Annotated in this window: 15 protein-coding genes; 6 read left to right on the top strand and 9 right to left on the bottom strand. The window is 45.6% G+C overall.

What is annotated here, in order from left to right:
• Positions 1–11 precede the first annotated feature (11 nt).
• The 3 genes from ACZ5NB_RS18545 to ACZ5NB_RS18535 all read right to left on the bottom strand — a co-directional run bounded on the left by ACZ5NB_RS18545 (position 12) and on the right by ACZ5NB_RS18535 (position 5,547).
• Positions 12–3,008, bottom strand: a complete 2,997-nt coding sequence (locus tag ACZ5NB_RS18545) for a methyl-accepting chemotaxis protein (protein WP_460234224.1) — start codon at positions 3,006–3,008, stop codon at positions 12–14.
• Between the two features lie 424 nt (positions 3,009–3,432).
• Entirely contained in the window at positions 3,433–4,251 is an 819-nt protein-coding gene (locus ACZ5NB_RS18540; RefSeq protein ID WP_460234223.1) for a hypothetical protein, read from the bottom strand.
• Positions 4,252–4,266: 15 nt separating this feature from the next.
• Positions 4,267–5,547: a M48 family metallopeptidase gene (locus ACZ5NB_RS18535; RefSeq protein ID WP_460234221.1), complete on the bottom strand. Its 1,281-nt coding sequence runs from the start codon at positions 5,545–5,547 to the stop codon at positions 4,267–4,269.
• A 266-nt stretch (positions 5,548–5,813) separates the two neighbouring features.
• Here ACZ5NB_RS18535 and ACZ5NB_RS18530 point away from each other — a divergent pair, with 266 nt between their 5' ends.
• Positions 5,814–7,706 (top strand): flavin-containing monooxygenase, encoded by a 1,893-nt coding sequence (locus ACZ5NB_RS18530; protein WP_460234220.1) that lies wholly within the window; start codon positions 5,814–5,816, stop codon positions 7,704–7,706.
• Between the two features lie 2 nt (positions 7,707–7,708).
• Here the strand turns inward: ACZ5NB_RS18530 and ACZ5NB_RS18525 are convergent, their stop codons facing one another.
• The 4 genes from ACZ5NB_RS18525 to ACZ5NB_RS18510 are packed head-to-tail and all read right to left on the bottom strand — an operon-like array spanning position 7,709 to position 10,681.
• Positions 7,709–8,353: a hypothetical protein gene (locus ACZ5NB_RS18525; protein ID WP_460234219.1), complete on the bottom strand. Its 645-nt coding sequence runs from the start codon at positions 8,351–8,353 to the stop codon at positions 7,709–7,711.
• A 1-nt stretch (position 8,354) separates the two neighbouring features.
• The gene (locus ACZ5NB_RS18520) at positions 8,355–9,134 is read right to left on the bottom strand and encodes a class I SAM-dependent methyltransferase (protein WP_460234217.1); all 780 of its coding nucleotides are present in this window, start codon (positions 9,132–9,134) and stop codon (positions 8,355–8,357) included.
• Positions 9,131–10,018: a bile acid:sodium symporter family protein gene (locus tag ACZ5NB_RS18515; RefSeq protein WP_460234216.1), complete on the bottom strand. Its 888-nt coding sequence runs from the start codon at positions 10,016–10,018 to the stop codon at positions 9,131–9,133. Before ACZ5NB_RS18515 ends, ACZ5NB_RS18520 begins: the two co-directional genes overlap by 4 nt.
• A 33-nt stretch (positions 10,019–10,051) precedes the next feature.
• On the bottom strand, positions 10,052–10,681 hold the full coding sequence (locus ACZ5NB_RS18510; protein WP_460234215.1) for a TetR/AcrR family transcriptional regulator: 630 nt from the start codon (positions 10,679–10,681) through the stop codon (positions 10,052–10,054).
• Positions 10,682–11,049: 368 nt separating this feature from the next.
• Here ACZ5NB_RS18510 and ACZ5NB_RS18505 point away from each other — a divergent pair, with 368 nt between their 5' ends.
• The 4 genes from ACZ5NB_RS18505 (at position 11,050) to ACZ5NB_RS18490 (ending at position 15,553) form a co-directional block, all read left to right on the top strand.
• Complete coding sequence (locus ACZ5NB_RS18505) at positions 11,050–13,110, top strand: TonB-dependent receptor (RefSeq protein ID WP_460234214.1); 2,061 nt, start codon at positions 11,050–11,052, stop codon at positions 13,108–13,110.
• Between the two features lie 167 nt (positions 13,111–13,277).
• Positions 13,278–13,553: a hypothetical protein gene (locus tag ACZ5NB_RS18500; RefSeq protein WP_460234212.1), complete on the top strand. Its 276-nt coding sequence runs from the start codon at positions 13,278–13,280 to the stop codon at positions 13,551–13,553.
• Positions 13,554–13,596: 43 nt separating this feature from the next.
• Entirely contained in the window at positions 13,597–13,878 is a 282-nt protein-coding gene (locus tag ACZ5NB_RS18495) for a hypothetical protein (RefSeq protein WP_460234211.1), read from the top strand.
• 40 nt (positions 13,879–13,918) lie between these two features.
• The gene (locus ACZ5NB_RS18490) at positions 13,919–15,553 is read left to right on the top strand and encodes a PepSY-associated TM helix domain-containing protein (RefSeq protein WP_460234210.1); all 1,635 of its coding nucleotides are present in this window, start codon (positions 13,919–13,921) and stop codon (positions 15,551–15,553) included.
• Between the two features lie 92 nt (positions 15,554–15,645).
• On the opposite strand, the gene ACZ5NB_RS18485 is transcribed toward ACZ5NB_RS18490, so the two are convergent.
• Together ACZ5NB_RS18485 and ACZ5NB_RS18480 are read right to left on the bottom strand one after the other, a co-directional pair.
• Positions 15,646–16,515, bottom strand: a complete 870-nt coding sequence (locus ACZ5NB_RS18485) for an NAD(P)-dependent oxidoreductase (protein ID WP_460234209.1) — start codon at positions 16,513–16,515, stop codon at positions 15,646–15,648.
• Between the two features lie 3 nt (positions 16,516–16,518).
• Complete coding sequence (locus tag ACZ5NB_RS18480; protein WP_460234208.1) at positions 16,519–17,127, bottom strand: FMN-dependent NADH-azoreductase; 609 nt, start codon at positions 17,125–17,127, stop codon at positions 16,519–16,521.
• A 111-nt stretch (positions 17,128–17,238) separates the two neighbouring features.
• On the opposite strand from ACZ5NB_RS18480, the gene ACZ5NB_RS18475 reads away from it, so the two are divergent.
• Positions 17,239–18,135 carry a LysR family transcriptional regulator gene (locus tag ACZ5NB_RS18475; protein WP_460234207.1) on the top strand — a complete coding sequence of 299 codons (897 nt, stop codon included), beginning with the start codon at positions 17,239–17,241 and terminating at the stop codon, positions 18,133–18,135.
• Positions 18,136–18,148 lie beyond the last annotated feature (13 nt).

The following is an 18,148-nucleotide window of genomic DNA, read 5'->3' as shown; positions in this document are numbered from 1 at the left end:
ATAGAGCTACGCTAAAGTTTAAAAAATGAGAGTTGTTCGTTAACGCCTGTCGATTGATTTCGCATTGAAACTGTTGCTGCATTTGTTTCTTCAACCATTGCGGCGTTTTTCTGCGTCATGCCATCCAGTTCACTAATCGCCGTATTGATCTCTGTAATGCTTTGGGTTTGTGTCATTGCGCTGGATAATATATTTCCTGCGCTTGATTCAGCCTTTTCGATAATCGCCACGATTTTTTCTAGCCCTTCGTTAGACTTTAGTGCCAAATCGTAGCTTTCATTAACAGCAGTAGCGCTACTGTCTATTAACTCTTTGATGTCTTGAGCCGCTTGGCTGGAACGTTGTGCGAGATTACGTACTTCACTGGCAACAACCGCAAAACCACGACCTTGTTCTCCTGCACGGGCGGCTTCAACCGCTGCATTAAGTGCTAGTAAATTGGTTTGAAAAGCAATTTCGTCAATAAGGTTGGTAATAGACGAAATTTGTCGGCTGGATTCTCGCATCTGTCCCATCGATTCCAGTGTTTGGCTGACTGTGCTAAGGCTACTGTTGGTGTGTTTTGCAGCGCTGCGTATATCTTCAGTCATCGTGTTGCAATGGTCTTCAGCTGTGCTGACGCTCATTTTAATGGTTTGCATGGTAGAAGATATTTCTTCTAGTGCCGAGGCTTGAGACTCTGTGCGTTTAGCCATCTCGTCAATGGCGGTTACTTGTTCGTTGGCTGTATGCTTGGCATCTCCAGCCGATTCTTGAATGCGTGAAACAATATTGCCGAGGTTGTCTAGCGATGCGTTAAATGCTTTCGCTATAGTGAGTAACGCGCCGCGATAATGTATGGGCATGCGATGCGTGAGTTCCCCTGCTTGCTGACTAGCAACCAGCATTTCGATATGTGAAATCGCTTGCGCCAGTTCATCCAGCGAAACGTTAATTGTCTGCTTTAGCGTATTGAACTCACCACTCAATGTGTTCGTAATACGTTTGGAAAAATCACCTTCTTCAACGGCGGACATAACCGCTTTAATGGCTTCTACAGCGGAAGCGAGGGAAATGCTAGAACCATTTAGCGCTTGAGTCAGTTCTCCGAGCTGGCCTTGATATTCACCTTGAATGCGCTGATCGAGTTGCCCCGCTTCCTGGGCGACCGCAATGGTAACTATTTCGTTAATGGCTTTTTCTAGCTCATTAAGCGAAGAGTTAATGTTTTGCTTCATGGTGGCTAAATCACCATTCATTTGTCCGGTGATTCTGCCTGTAAAGTCACCGCCGCGGACACGATTGAATACGTTTCCGATATCCGACAGCGCTCGATCAATGCTCTGCATAGAGCTGTTAATCGCATTTTGTAAATCGGCTAGTTCACCGGAAAATGAACCATTCATCCGCGCAGAAAACTGACCTTGACTTTGCGCGGAAAGCGTAGCGGATATTTCGTTCATTGCGCTAGACACGTTGTCCATCGAGATATTGACGCCACGACTCAATGATTGAAGCTGCCCGCGCATCGATCGTGTAATGCGTTGCGAAAAGTCGCCGTTACTCATCGCCGTCATAATATGGATAACTTCAGAAATTGCTTCTTCCATAGCGATCATTGCGTTGTCGACTTGTGTTTTAAAATCGCCTTTAACTTGGGGTGACATTCGTGCAGAAAAATCGCCTTCCTCTAAACTTTTCATCACATCGTGTAGTGCCTGCATGGTGATCTCGACGGTTTGCGCGGAGGCATTGACACTGCTCCTTAACGTTCGTAGGTCTCCAGTGAATACGGTGTTAATTCGCGAATCAAATTGCCCTTCAGCAATGGCTGACATAACGTCATTGACACCCGAGAAAGCAGATTGGAGCTGTTCCATTAATTCATTAAAGGCAAGGGCTGCATTACCTGTTTCATCTTTACAAATGACTTCAACTCGTGTTGAGTAGTCGTGGCTATCTCGTACCGTCGAAAGACCACGAATAACGTTATTAATGTTGCCTACTAATTGCGATGCAATGATTCGACTAAGCGTGAAAAGAGTAAGTAATAAGCCGCCTGCAATAATAGATATGGCCAAGAGCGATAGCCATGCAGTTTGTAATTGTCGCTGTGTATCACTGCGAATTTCCCCCGCTAAAGCATTGGCAATTTTCGCGATTTCACCAATACGTTTAGTCGACGCTGCAAACCAATCTCCAGCACTAATCGAAATGCTGTTTTGACCTTCTGCTACAGCGTTCAGAAATTGATTGCGCATATTTAAGGTTGCCAGGCTGTCTGGGTTATTCAATGAGCTATTAAGAGACTGATATTGTTCAGGGTTTAGGGTCTGTTGCAGCGCATCAATGTGCTTTGTCTGTGTTGAGATATAGGTATTGACGCGTACTGCTGTTGCCGTATCGAAGAGACCTTTTATAAACACCCCGTTCAGCGCGCCGCGCTCTTGCCCGGATAATTCTTTCAGCCATAAGCTATGAACGAGCGCGTTGATACGACGTATGTTTTGTTGCGATTCCAACCGCCAAGAAAGCTCTGCAAGAATGTCGATAGCACTTTTGTTGATGTCGGAATACACATTGAATGCATTTGACTGAGGGGATAACACATCGACTAGCTTGCGTAATCCTTCCACCTTTTCGAGCTTCCCGTGTAGGGTAGCCAGACGTTCTTGTATCTCTTGGCCGTAATCACCTCGGTGTAACTCTAATTGTTTAATGAAGTTTAACCTTGCTTGGTCTGCTTTGGCGCGTTGTTCTTTTAATGCATTGCTGTTTCGGGTCCCTTTACTAGCAAGAAATCCGGCCGTTAAACCTCTTTCTACAGCGTGATTGTGAGCGACCTTATCGAGTGCCTCAGCCATCGTCACTATATCTTGTGTTTGGTACCCCTGCCGAACATCTCGAAAAGAGCTGATCACTAGGAATATAGTGAGTAGAGCCAATAAACATAGTGGTGGTATAACTAGGGATCGAATTTTCTTGTCTATGGGCCAATTGGCGGTAGTTGATAAAACAGCGTTTAACATCAGATTATCCATATAAAAATTAGGGTTGGATGGGATGTATCGGGGAGTATTAGTGACGTAATAGTGGGTGCCTATGTTTAAAGTGTAGCTACGAAAAGCGTAGCGACAATTTGCCCACACAATAAAATCGACAAGATTGAGAAGTTTGGCGCGTATATCTACATGAATGCTGAGTCGTAAACGCGCTGAATATGGCGCACGTACTTTAAAAGGAGGGAGTATGGAGCTTGCTGCAAAAAAGCTGGAATCAATTCATAGGCCATGCGTTCGAATGAAAGCCACCTGAGTTTTCCGGTGATTGGCGATTTTTATTCGTTGGTGTTTGGTGGTGCTTTAGGTATTGATGCCTAATATCTGGCGGCGGGCGTAAACGCTAAGCGACGGCTAGACCGCTTAGCGTATTTAAAAAATTATTCTGGTGAGCTTATTCTACAGCTGTAGCATTGAGGTCCAAATCGCTAGCCTCTGCTTTAGATAAATCGACGTTTTCTAGTTCAGAGCTGGGCTGTGCTTGCGGATCCGAGGCTAGTACTGGATCTACATCAATGGGTAATTTTGCAAATACAGCATTGGATAATGCGCCCGATAATGCGCCGTTCCGAGAGTCGGCCCAGAGCAGCTCGCCAGTATAGCCGTCGACGAGTGCAGCTTCGAAGCCAGCTCCTGATGCTTGCTGGATTGGAATATAGGTTCCACCACTCAAGATGCCAATGAGTATCGATGTCCCTGCATCTTTGGCGACATAGCCGCCGGACTTTTGGAATCCTGAAAATCGTGTGATTAATATTGCATCAGCACTAGTTTTTGCTTGTACGGTATGGATTGCATCACCAATGTACGATTTGAGTTCCGATGCTTTGGCGTTGGACAGCGCCCTACCAATTTGTAGCTCTTCTTTGACTTCGTCATAGCCTTCCTGCAATTTCGTAATGGTGTAGGCGAAGTCTGGATCCTCTAGCTTTGCGTTTTCAAAATCAAACTCCACAACATCAAAACCTTGCTCAACTAACCTCAACCGGATATGTTCATTGATATAGTTGCTAATCTCCTCTTCTTTCTCGGGAATGCTTTCATTTTCACCTGTTAGCGTCATTAATTGCACTTCGATAATAGGTGGAGCGATCACGACGGAGTCAATGCGTTCTAATTCTTGTGTAAGTGTAGGGTGAGAGCGCATGGTTGTAGCGGAGCAGCCAACCAATAGTGCCAGCGAAAAGAGTAGGATTGGTAGTGAAAGTTTCATGATTATCCCCAATGTTTAATGGTTTTCTAAACGTGATATTTTTATTTGTACTTGAATTCTGTCGAGAGCTTCAGGTGCTGCGTCTAAATAAGACTTGTAATACTCAATAGCGTCGTTGGCTTGTCCTTTTTTCTCAAACAGTTCGCCGATCTTTTTAAGTGCTTTTACGCTTTGTTTTATAGGCGACGAGCGTGAAAGTTTATAGCTATCTAATGCCGAGGTAAGATAGATATGTCGATCTTGATTTATAGTTCTTAAAATATCTTGATTAACACGAGTTTTACCTGTGTCGATCCAGGTTTTTTCTTTCGCGGCAGTTTCTGGGTGCTGGTAAATTCCTCGGTAGGCTTCGCCTTCGTAATAACTGATGAGTGCTTTTTCTTCGTCAGATGGATTCTCTGCTTTAAGGCTAGCTAACAAATATAGAGCTAAGAAGAAGTGCCGTTCTCGTAATTGTGATTCAATGACATCTATGATTATTGGCTCTCGGATAGCTCGGTATTGTTGGTCTAGATTGTGGAATTCTTGGTTAACAATAACATCAGGGTCAGTTTTTTTTCTGTTTGCGATTTCTTCGCTCAGTGCTTCAATGCGTGTGTCGTAACTTGGGTGTGTGCTATAAACCGAGTGCTTAACATGTTTAAGTGCTGGGTTGTCCTTCATTCTCTTAAAAGCTGACATGAGGCTATCTACTCGATAACCGCTATCATCAATGAGCTCTAAAGAGTAAGTGTCAGCTTGAGTTTCCTGCTCGCGAGAAAATGATGTTATAGAAGCCATTGCACCTAAATAAGGTAGTCCGATACCAAACAACATTAAGTCGGCAACATGAGCACCTATTAATGTATTCTTTTGACTAATGACTTGCTTCAATGAGTGGCGTTTGTGCACGTGCGCTATTTCGTGTGCAATAATAGATGCGAGCTCTTCGTTGGTTGGAATAGCCGCAATTAATCCGCTATTGATATAAATATTACCATTTGGTAAAGCAAAGGCATTAACTTCGGCGGCGCGAGTGAAATAAATTTGTATGGTGTCCGCGAGCAATGGTTTGTTAGATAGTAGAGATGTTTTTACGTTATTAATATATTTGTCGTAGCGCTCGTCTGCATAAAGCAAACCTTTTGATTGTAATTCTGCATGCAGCTCGTTAGATTTATCGATTACCCACAATTCTTCGTCGTAGGCTTTATAGTCTTCCTGTAGAGTGTCTTCTAGGTCGCCAATGCTTCGGGTACTGGTGCAGCCGGAAAATAAAGGTAGTAAGAAAAACAATAGTAATGTTAAGTGACGCATTAATTATAAAGTCCCTATTTTGTGGCGTAGATTATGTCTTCTGTAGGCCTACTACGCAAATAAAGACTTGCTACATTTGCGACGAAAATGTATTTGCAGGCGCTGCGAGGATGCTCGCTGACTAGACAACTACTCGTTACTTATCCGGATTGGGAGTCAATGTTGAATTGCGCGCCATTTAAAACGAAGGTAAAGTGCTTTCAGCTGTGCTGCATATAGGTAGTATCCAAAACTAATTCGCCACAATTATTGTTAAAAGAAAAGCCATGACAAAAAGCCCTATTAGTATCGACCCAAATACAGGTTTAAAAGTTTTTAATACTCGCGCTTCCAAACCACCATCGAAGATGGCATATGTGGGCTATGGCGTGGTTGACAATGCCGACTATAAAACATTACCCGAGGCTTCTCGGGAGAAGCTTTTTGATGAGGCAGCGCAGGCGCACTACTTCGACTACAAAAGCTCGCGAGAAGGTGCGGCAGATTATGTAAGAGCGGAAGGTGATCTGGCGCGTTTTGTTGAAGATGTCCATTCTGGTGACCCTGTTCCTCGCGATGCGCTGGATGATGAATGCGAAATCATGGTAGTCGGGGCCGGGTTCTCTGGTTTGATGTTATGGCACAAGTTGCAATCTGAGGGTTTTACTGATGTGCGTATCTGCGAGAAAGGTGGTGACGTCGGTGGTACTTGGTATTGGAACCGCTATCCAGGTATTGCGTGCGATGTCGAAGCCTATAGTTATCTACCGTTACTAGAAGAGATGGACTATATCCCTAGCATGAAATTTGCGTCGGGATACGAAATCTATAGTTACTGCCAAAAAATTGCCGAGAAATTTAAATTTTATGATCGCTGCCTATTTCACACCGTAGTCGAAAAAACTCAATGGGATGAAGAGAAAAAGCGTTGGCGTATCGAAACCAATCGCGGGGATGTTATGCATGCTCGCCACCTAATTTTGGCAAACGGTATTTTAACCACACCTAAGCTAGCGCGCATCGAAGGAATGGATACGTTCAAAGGTCATGCCTTTCATACGTCGGCTTGGAATTACAATGTTGACCTAGCAGGAAAAGATGTCGGCGTTATTGGTACTGGTGCAACTGCAGTCCAGCTGGTGCCGGAGCTTGCCAAGGTTGCTAAGTCGGTCACTGTATTTCAGCGAACACCGTCTACAGTGGATGTTCGCGATCAACGTGAAACCACCCCGGAAGAAGTTGAGGAGTGGAGCAAAGACCCGCACTGGGCGCGTGACCGCCGCGCGCGTTTTTCAAAAATTACTACGGGGCGCACTGCGTTGCAAGGTAACGACGATTACTTGTCTGGCAAAGTTAGCGAAATCAAAAAGCCCAAAAAACACGTTGCCGAATTAACTAAAGAAGAAATAGTTCAAAAGCAATTGCAAGGTAATTATCGGTTAATGGAGCAAATCCGCGGCCGTGTTGATTCGGTGGTCAAAGACCCCAAAACTGCTGAAATTCTCAAGCCTTATTACACCTATGGTTGTAAGCGCCCTACCTTCCATGACGAATACCTTCCCGCTTTTAACTTGCCTCAAGTAAAGCTTGTGGATGTGGCACCGCATGGTGTTTCAAGGATCAATGAGCGCGGAGTTGTGCATGGCGATACGGAATATCCTTTAGACATCATCGCTTACGCCACTGGATTTCAGTGGATGGCATCAGCTACGTTTGAAAATATCTACGACGCAAAAGGCCAGTCGTTGATGGATAAATGGCGTACCGGCGGTACGCGTACATTCCTCGGCGTTCATAGCCACGGATTCCCCAATCTATTTATTATGGCTGGCCCGCAAGGTGGAGGCGGTAAGTTTAATTTCACGGAAACCTGTGATGAGCATGGTGACTATATCGTGTGGTTGCTTAAAACGCTCCGTGATCGAGGTGTAAAAACGGTTGATGTGACGACTGATATCGAAAACGATTACGCGTCACACTGTCGTACAGCTGATGAAGCCAGTCGTCCATTAAGAGATTGCGCCTCATACTATAATGGTGAGGGGCATGCCGAGCCCGGTGCGTTGGCCTACTACGGTGGTGATGAATGGTATCGCTATCGTGATGTCGCTCAAGCAACGCTATCTGCTTTTATTTTTGATGGCGAGCAAGTGCCGCAAGATGAAATTCTAGAACGCTAGCGTTATTGATCTTGTCTGTGTATCTCTACTTGGGAATACAATGCCGCATACCAATTCGGATACGCTTTTTTAGGGAAATCTGCATGTGATGCAGCGCTAAGAAAATCTATGGCTCTATGTGGTTTGTGATCCTCTATTTCTCGTAATCCAGAGTAGAGATTTATTGCCAACCCAGTCGAGTGGTTTTTAAGCCCAGTCTCGAGTTGTAAGTTACACTCTTTTTGGTTTCCCCAAGAAATCGGCCAGCCTGGAAGTGTACAGAATAGTCTCGCCAAGAATGCTTGAGCGTAGCCGTCTAGTAAATCCTGATCTTGTGTTATCGATTCCATTAAATAACCACGAGCTCTTTTTAAGTCTCCTAGTCCTTTCATGCCGCGAGTTTCGGCGTAAGCCGCTGTAAGTAGCCCCATACTTAGGAAATATTTTGCTGGATTGTCGTTGCTAATTTTTGGTGCTTGTGAGATCTCGTCGAGCAGACCTTTTAACGTATTTCGTTTCAGCTTTTCGTCATCAAGCGGATGTATCTCCCGATAATACGCCTCAATATAGAGCAAAGGATCGGACGTATCATTGGCGTCAACATTTTCAGTCGCAGCTGATAGCACAACAAGCGTGATTAGAAATAGAGGTTTGATAAAAGCGTCCATACTATTTTTCTCCAGTTAAAGTGGCGCAACACCCAAATACTTTTTTCTGTCGAAGTAGAATAGGTGCATTGATACCATTCAGCGTATTTGTGAGGTCAAATGCCTCAATGTCTAGAGCGTTAAGGTAATTTTCTAGGTTTTTTTCGCTCCCGTAATGTCGGTTGCTCAAAAACATATCGTGAAAAACGAACCTGCCGCCAGGTTTTAATACACGCAATGCCTCAGCTATGAGTAATTTTTTATCATCAATGTCGCCTACTTCGTGGAAAACAAAGTGACTAACAACCCAATCAAATTTGCTGTTAGAATATGGCAGTTTTGATGCACTCGCTTGTGTGAAGTGTGTGCGATCGCGCACACCTGAGAGCGTCGCATTAAGCTCGCATGAAGCCTGTGAATATTCCCAGTCGGGCGCCCATAGGTCTATAGCATGAACTGTGATTTTTGGATAGAGGATTGCGAGTTGAATAGCTATTGCACCATTTCCGGTCCCTATATCTAATACACAATCACCTGGCTTGGGCTGGCAATGCTCTAATGTTTGTTGCCACATTTTTTGCTGATACCCGCCTTTTGAAAATTGCCAGAACAAATAGACTAAAAAAACAGTAAACATTGAAAGCAGAAATCCCAATACAGAGAGTGGAACTCCTACCCATTTTAATTCAACGAGCTGTAACGCAGTGCCCGCACTGAGAAAGCATAGCGCCCCTGTACCCATGTAAAAAACAACTCGTTTTCGGATCCAATTTCCGAAATTAATACTGCCTGTCGAGTTCATGGAGCCTCCCCTGCCCGTGAGGAGAGCCGCTGAGCCTTTTGGAATAAAATCACACCTGAAGCAAACAGCAGCATAAGTGGTAAATAAATGAGTGTCGGTGCGAGATATCTAGGTTCTTCGAGGAAGCTCATTACAACAAGCAGTGATAGATTGATATTCTGTATGACGGTTTCAATGAGCACACTTCGATTTGAGGCGTGACTTAACTTGAGTGTTTTACACGTCGTCCACAAGCTGAGAACGAGCATCGCGAGAAAGGCGCAAGCAGCAGGCAGCACAAGGCTAAACATTGTGTGAAAATTTACTTGTGATTTTGCAGTGCCAATCCCAAGCCCTATGATTAAGATCATTAGTATGGTTGTTGATGCCGCAAGTAGTCGTCCGCTCCATTTTATGGCCGAATTGGTCGCGAGGTATCGCCAAATCATACCCATAAAGATCGGTAAGGCTGTAGTGAGTAATAATGTAATAAACATCGAACTAAATGATAGTTGTATCGTTCTAAGTTCAAGCTGCCAATAGCTAAGGGATAGTCCTAGAATGAGTGGTACCGACAGCGGAGAAATAACACTAGAAAAGGCGGTTAGTGAAACGGAAAGTGCGACATCCCCGTGCGCATAGCGGGTGAACATATTGGACACAGCGCCACCGGGGCAAGCAGCAATAAGAAGAAAACCTACGGCAATATAAGCGGGTAAATTAAATAATAAAATAACTATCAAAGCGCAGGTTGGCAGTAAGAAGAATTGTCCAAATAGCCCGGCTGCAACGGCAACAGGCTTTTTAGAAAGGTGCAAAAAGTCTTCGGCCCGTAATCCCATACCTAAAGCCAACATCATAATAAAGAGTGTTGCATTGGGGATGAGTGAGAAATCAAATGTCATATTCTTCCCTCTATCCTTAAATCATCAACTGGTTTATTCGCTTCCTTGTGTGACGCCCTGAATTAAGATGTCGAAAGCCTGAAGTCCTCTTTCCTCTAGAGACTGTTCTTGATCCCAGTAATCGAGCAGCCATAAGCGAATCGTCATTAGCATTGTGCCAATCAAGATTTCTGAAAGTTGGGTTGGGTCGTGTTGAGCACCAACTTCGCCCGTTGATTGCGCTTTCTCAAAGACAGAACTTACAGCGAGGAGCACGGCACGAGTATGGTCTCGCTGCTCCGTATCGTTTTTTACTGAAAGCTGATTGGGTGATAACAATCCCGAACGCGTAAACACCAGCCGCATAAACTCCATATCCCCTTCAATTGCCTGTAGCTGCCCCTGAATAGCCCGCCGCATACCGGCAATGATTCCAGAAGACTGCGCTCTAGCAGCGCCTTCTCTCGGTATTTGCGCCTGTTGCCGTAACCACATTAAGCCCAATTCGCGAAGCACGGCCTCTTTACTGGGGAAGTAGTTAAAGAATGTTTGCCTACTGATGTCGGCAGCCTCGAGGATGCTCGGCAGCGTAGTTTCATCAAAACCGTACTTGCGAAATAGCGATCCACAGGTAGAGAGAATGCGCTGCCGTACTCGTTGTTTGTTTTGCTCACGTTTATTCATGGTATCAAAGTTAGACTAAGTCAAAATATATTGCAAGAAAAATTGACTTAGTCTAATTATTTTGTGGTGGCGAGATATCGGGAGGATGGAGACCTTGCATAGGATCTGAGTCGCAAGTCGACTAACTGATTTAAATCATGATTTACGCAAATGATTATAGTTTGCTATTGCGAATGATTATCGTTTATGTAGAATGACGTGAAAGTATTTGGCGCCAGCTCTTCTCCTTGGGGCTGGCTTTTGGGGTCAGCGCTTGGCTTGCAAAAGGCAGGCGTGCAGGGAATGACAATTCTTTCGCGGCTTGCTGGCGTGAGCGGATGAATTTCCAAAGCCGATGTATCTCTCCACATTGTTTATAGGTAGATCCAATGAAACCGAACACATTATTAGGGCCGCTACGGTCGTTTAACTTACTAAATGGGGCGGGCGTGACACTAGCTGCATTATCGATTTGTAGCTTTAGCGTAGCCGCTCAAGAATCCACAAGTTTCGATGAGATTATCGTGATTGGTGAAAAAACCGAGCGCTCACTACAAGATACCGCATCGTCTGTTTCACTGATCGACGAAGAAGTACTCAACTCGACTATTTATCCCACCTTTGCTGATGTGATAGCGGAAGTACCTAATGTGGTGACATTAAGTGGCCAGGTACCCGACATTCGCGGTGTATCGGGTAATGGAGGCGCTGGTGGATTTAACTCAATTTCTGGTGGTGCGAACGCTCGCGTGACGACGCTAGTTGATGGGCTGGCTATTCCTTTTGTCGCGGATCTTAGTGGCGATGCGGGCATTTGGGATGTTCAGCAAGTGGAAGTATGGCGCGGCCCGCAATCAACTAGTAATGGGCGAAACAGCATTGGCGGTGCTGTATATATCAAAACCAAAGACCCAAGTTTTGATTGGGATGGGGCCGCGCGAGTCGGCTATCGTAATCAAGACGAGTACATTGATACTTCGGTGATGGCGAATATTCCACTTATTTCCGATACCTTGGCACTCCGTTTAACTGCACAAAAATTGGATGCGGAGACTATCTCAGATCCAGATGGTTATGTTGATCATCCGCCCACCTTTGATTTGAATGAAATCGACTCAACGCGTTTAAACGGCAAACTTTTGTGGGCTCCTTCGGACAAAATGACGGCATTGTTTACCTATGCATCCAACGATGAACAAGGTGACGTGGGGCGAATTTTATATACAGGTACTGATGCGTCAGGTAGGGAAAAATTAATGTATCGCGACATCGATACAACCACTGATATAGCCAGCGTAAAAGTCGATTACCAGTTTACGGATAGTGTTGCATTCGACGTATTGGTGGCTGATATGGATTATTTGTGGGGCTTTGAATCATACAACTCAGATGAAAGTGTTCAAGAGCTATCGTTTAAAGAAGACAATCAAACCATAGATGCGAAATTACGTTTCGGTAAGGCAGAAAATGTTGTCAGCGGATTTGTGGGGCTTGCCTATTTTACACGTGACCAAGATATTCTCAGTGAAAATGCTTTTGAATATTTTGGTGATGACAAAAGCGAGTCGCAGGCACTCTATGGTGAAGTCACTTTCGCAGTAACTGATCAATTTAAAATCATAACCGGTGCGCGCGTTGCCAAGGAGGAGCAAGAGCGAAACTTTACTTATCTCCCTAATGTAGATGGTGCGCTGCTAAAGAATAGTGAAACGATGACGTTGCCCAAGTTGGTGCTACAGTACGATATCGTTGAAGACACCACTGTGGCGTTGAGCGCAAGAAAAGGTTATGGCGCTCCCGGTGGCGCTGTCGCTTTCTCAACAGGCTTGTATTACTACTACGACTCTGAAGAAGTTCTCACTACCGAAGCAAGTATTCGTAGCCGATTAGCTAACGGCAAGGTAAATCTTAGTGCGAACTTGTTCCACAATGACTACGACGGGTATCAAGCGCTAAGTTCTAATCGCACCATCGTAAATATGGATAAGACCACTACCTATGGTGCGGAGCTGTCGTTGATCGCTAACCCGACGTCCTGGGCAGAGTTTACAGTTGGGCTAGGTCTACTGGAGTCAGAAATTAAAGATGCGGGCTCAAACTATCCTGGCGTGGACGGAAATGAACTTAACTCAGCGCCAAACCTTACCGGTAACTTAGGTGCTCGTTTCTGGTTTGCAGAATACTGGAATGTCGTGGTCTCAGGAAACTACGTAGGTGAGTATTTTGGTGATTTGCAAAATACTGATGAACGTATCGCGGGAGACTACACTTTATTCCGTCTTCAGGCCGGTTTTAATTCCGAGCATTGGAGCGTTACCGCCTATGTGAATAACCTAACGGATGAAGATGCACTCGTAACGCGAGAGCCCGTTGGTCCGCGTTATCCTGAAGGTTACGTATCAATTGTCGACCCCCGAACAAGCGGTGTGTCCGTCACCTACGCGTTTTAAACTATTGTTTCGATTTAGTCTCGTGTGCGGCACAGGGAAGTGTTACTACGTTATGTCGCTAGCTTATTACGCAATAGAACAAGATGTGTAAAGGCGAAAACAAATAAACATCTCGTCGCAATACGCTGCGACAAATCGTAGCAGTGTGCCAATGTGAAAGGGTCCTAATGAGTATTTTTCTGGCTATTTCAATCTCGATTACCATTATGTTGGGTGCGACGTTGATGTATTTAGCGAGCTCTCATCAACAGGTGACGTCGCGAAAACTTCCTCGCCGCTGGGCGCTGCTTGTGGGCATGATGTTATTGGGGGTTGCTCTTATGTTACTCAATGAATTCTACGGCGCGGCTACTTCGGTATTTTTCGAAGTTACCCTATTGAGTTTATTGTGGACTATTGCTCCTGCTCTGTTTGCTTACATTGCATCACGTAAAAAACAGTAACGTAGAAACAAGGTAATTGGCCTAAGCGTGGGTGGATAAGAAAATGAAGGCGTATCGCTACAGCAGTAAAGACTGGTTTGGTAAGGCAAGTGCAGGTTTGGTTCTCGGATTTCTCTTGTCGTTGGCTCTGGGTGGATTGGTAGTGCGCTATTTAGTGGGCGGCGCTACGCCATTCAGTATCCCGCATCAATTTGCAATGTGGTTGACGGCACCGCTAATGCTGCTGTTCCTCAGCGCATGTTTTATGTTTCGTTCAGGTCTTCAGGCATGGGGTGGGTTTGCGTTATTAAACTTTGTGGCCTGGGGCGTGTTGCTGATTCCCTAGTGATTTCGAAAAAATTGCATCATACGTAAGGCGGTAAATAATGCGTAGCGACATCATAAAAATGTATAAAGACGTTCACACGTGGGTGGGCATCGTCAGCGGTTTAGCGTTATTTATTGCGTTCTACGGCGGTGCTATCACCATGTTTGAAGGTCCTCTTCAGCGTTGGGCATCACCCCCTGCGGTATTTGGTGAGCTTACGCCCTTAGACAAAACGCCTGAATTAGTCGAGCGAGTTATTGCAGAGTATCCCGATGCAGCGCGGAGTTACCAAGTGGTTTTGAAACCAAGTGCTGGGCGTCCTGCGCGTATCAATTGGCAGGTGCATGATCCAGATGCGCATGATCACGACCACCCTGTGCTAATGCATGCAAACTTATCTGAAGGAGGCGATCTAGTCGTCGCGAGCGATGTGGTGTCCCCGCTGCCGCAACTTGTTGATGACTTGCATCGACAAGTCGGTATTTTGCTGGATCATGACATCGCGATGCCCATCATGGGAGTCGTTGCTTTGTTGTACGGTGTTGCGTTGATTTCTGGTGTTATTATATTAGTACCCACCTTTGTCCAGGACCTTTTTGCATTTCGCTTAGGAAAAAATCTGAAACGCATGTGGCTGGATTTTCACAATCTATTGGGAATCTTTAGCCTGCCCTTTCATTTGGTTATGGCGTTAACGGCCGTCATTTTTGCGTTCCATGATCCAATTTATGGAGCCCAAGAAGAACTAGTGTTTCAGGGTGGTAATAGCTTTTTAGCGCCTAACCCTGGACAGAGCAGCGGCAGTGTTGGTGAGAAAATTAAACCGTTGACACCCGCTGAAATTGTTGCACGTTTGCATCAGCAGCTGCCAGAGTATCAGCCTAACTTTATAAATTATCGAGTGTCACCGCAGGCAGGGCCCGCGTTACTTATCTTTGGAGACAACCCGCGATATGGTGCACGCTCTCCGGATGGGGGCGTTGTGGGTGTGGATGCGTTTACGGGCGATATTGTTGCATCTGATTACACACCCGGTTTGCAGAGTGCGTGGGGCGCTACCATCACCAGTTTTTTTACCCTGCATTTTGGAACCTACGGTGGAAGCCCTATTCGCTGGAGCTATTTCGTTTTAGGTTTGGCGGGTGCGCTATTATTCTATACCGGCAATTTACTGTGGTTGGAAACACGCCGGAAAAAGCAGCGTAAAACTATGTCGCTGGCCCAAGTTAATCAAAAGCAATCAACACGTATCATGGGCGCGTTGACGGTAGGAGTGAGTCTGGGGTGTGTTGCGGGCATATCATTGTCGATTGCAGCCGCTAAAGTCTTGCCGAGTTTCGTTGAGGATGTAGGGCGTTTTCATACGGCGATTTACTATGCCGTATTTTTTATGTCAGTCCTTTGGTCTTTATGGCGCGGCGTAGCGCAAGCGTCAGTTGACTTGCTCGTAGCGACGGCAATTTCAACCGCAATGATTCCGATGGTTAGCTTGCTATCACTGATCGTGCCGGGTTTTGGTTGGAATTACCCCGACTATTCGGTGTCCATCGATTTGATGGCAATGCTCGGTGTAGCAGTGTTATTGTTGCTTGCGATAAAGACATTAAAAAGAATTAGATCGGCGCCTGAGGATAGTATCTGGTTTGTCGGTGAAATGCCGGCGGGGGCTAAAAATACTGTAGTCGCCCACTAACCTCGACTTTAGCTAGTCGTCGGTTGGTTGCTTTCGGTATTTTTTGAGATTTGGGTGAAAATTCATTGCCCACAATGAAGTGGGCGTGCTGGTCATCGCGCAAAGAATATTTTTGTTATTGCATGGATGTTTTCATTTCCCAAATTGTGCTCAATTGCACTCCCATATATGTCTTTCGCCACGTTGGTAATAGGCGTTTGCCATGATAAAGAGTGAGCCGCTGCTTGAGTATAAGAAAAATCTTTATACACTAAATCAATAGGAAACAACGGTGCGTAGTTTTCTGCGGCTGTTAACATTGCAGCACCTTTTACTGCGGGGCTAATCACAGGCACTTGCACAAGTGACTCAATGGCATCTTCTTTATCGACGCCGGCCTTGGAAAGAAGTCCAAGCATTTCGCCGAAGGCTGCCACTTGAACGCCAAATAGCGTATTGACTGCAAGTTTAATCGCCATCCCGCTACCCTGTGACCCTGTCGCTAACAACGTCGTGGCACTGACTGACAAAATTTCTTTAGCCTGCTCAACTGCAGTTTGTTCGCCGCCTAATAAATGAATTAACTGCTTGTTTTCCGCTTGTGGTCGCGAGCCGACGATAGGTGCGTCTACAAATTGTAAACCGTGATTGTTAAACGTTGAGTGCAATTCCTGGCACCAGGTGAGACTTGTCGTGCTGCACTCTATTGCAATTGAGCTAGGTTTATGCCCGTTAATGGCGCCGTCTTTTGGATCAAGCCAGACACTTGCCGATGCTTCATCATCTCTTACAACGGAAATGATATGGTCAGATGTCTCTGCTACTTCGCGTGGTGTCGATAGGGCTTGTGCGCCTGCTGTAACTAATGACTCGCATCGCGAAGGTGTACGATTCCAAATATTAACGGTGTAGCCTGCGGCCAAATAATTTTTCGCGATGCGTTCGCCCATCGCGCCGGTACCAAGTATGCCAATTGTCTTCATTGCTTAACTCCAATAATTATTGATCGCGTTGATGCAGGATTGTTTGCTTTGTGCCAGAGCCTCTTCAAAACCAGAGGAGCCTTCAATGGCTAAGAATGTTGGATTGACGAGTCCTAGGAAGGACAGCATGGCATCGAGGTAAGTAGTCATAAAGTCCATTGCTTTAAAATCACCTTGAGAAAAAACAGCGCCACTTGAAGTGATCACGTACACGTCTTTGCGGTTGATTAAGCCGGCAAACCCCGTTTCAGAAAAGCTAAATGTGTGGTTCACACGAGATACTTGGTCGATCCATGCTTTTAACGAAGAAGGAATAGAGAAGTTGTACATTGGTGTTGTAATTAAAAGGGTATCAGCCTCCTTTAGCTCGTGAATTAGCTCATCAGAAAGTGCTGTGGCCTGTTGCAACGTCGCGTCGAGTGGTTCGGGGCTGAAGAATCCGTTAATGGTGTTGTCGCTGATGTGTGGCACAGGCGAATTAATCAGGTCACGTAGCGTGACCTTTGAGTTGGGGTGTGATTGACGCCACTGGGTCACAAAATGGTCACCCATTTCCCGGCTATGTGAGCCTTCGAGACGGGAACTGGCGTCGATCCGTAATAGTGTTGGCATGGTAGAACCCTCTTGGTTAGGTATGGAGATTTCAGAGGGGTTCAGAATAGTTAGTGTGTTTTGTGCAATAAATAGTGCATTTTGCAATATTGCTTTGCGTATAATGCAATCATGGATATCGAAACATTAAAAATTTTCGTCGAGGTGATGCGTTTTCGCAGCTTCACCCAGGTGGCAGATGCTCGCCGCGTTGCCCCCTCTTCCATCTCTCGCAGTATTGGTCGCCTGGAAGATGAATTAGGCATACGCCTTTTTCAGCGCAGCCCTCGAAAACTGGAAGCGACTGATGCTGGGCATGTCTATTACCAGCGTGTCGCACCCATGGTGGATGAGCTGGAATCGGCGAAACAGATGGCAGTTGATGTCAGCGCTGAGCCACAAGGGACCTTGAGGGTAACGGCACCTCCTGTGTATGGTCAGCGATATCTTGTGCCATTACTTCCGGAATTACAGCAGCGCTACCCCAAGTTGGAGGTTCAACTACTGCTTAGCGATGGATACCTCGACCTTATTGCAGAGCGAATAGACGTGGCGATACGTTTGGGAGCGTTAGAGGATTCGAGTTACGTTGGTCGAAGGCTTTGCTCAATGAATTTCCATGTCTGCGCTAGTCCTGATTATCTCAAGCAGCATGGCCGCCCGGAAATACCAGAAGACTTAAGCAAACATGAATGTATTATTTTCCCGCGCGCAGGTAGTAACCAGCATTGGTACTTTCACAATGTCAGTGGTGCGACGATAGAAATACCGGTCCAGGGAAGAACGTTAATCACGAATTCAGAGGCGGTTCGCCAGTGTGTGTTAGCCAATATGGGGGTTGCCCTATTGCCGGATTGGTTGATAGGTGATGACTTGGTATCGGGTAGGCTTGTATCGTTGTTCGACAATCTATCTATTGCCGCGACTCACGGAGAGCGAGCTATTTGGGTATTGCAACCGTCACGACAATACCAGCCGTTAAAGGCGCAAATCTTTGTTAATTTGCTGTTTGAAAAATTGGCTCAATAAAAATAGATCAGTA

The sequence above is a fragment of the Aurantivibrio plasticivorans genome (genome assembly GCF_055392955.1).
Note: the sequence above shows the minus strand (reverse complement) of the source record. Positions and strands in the feature narration are given on the sequence as shown.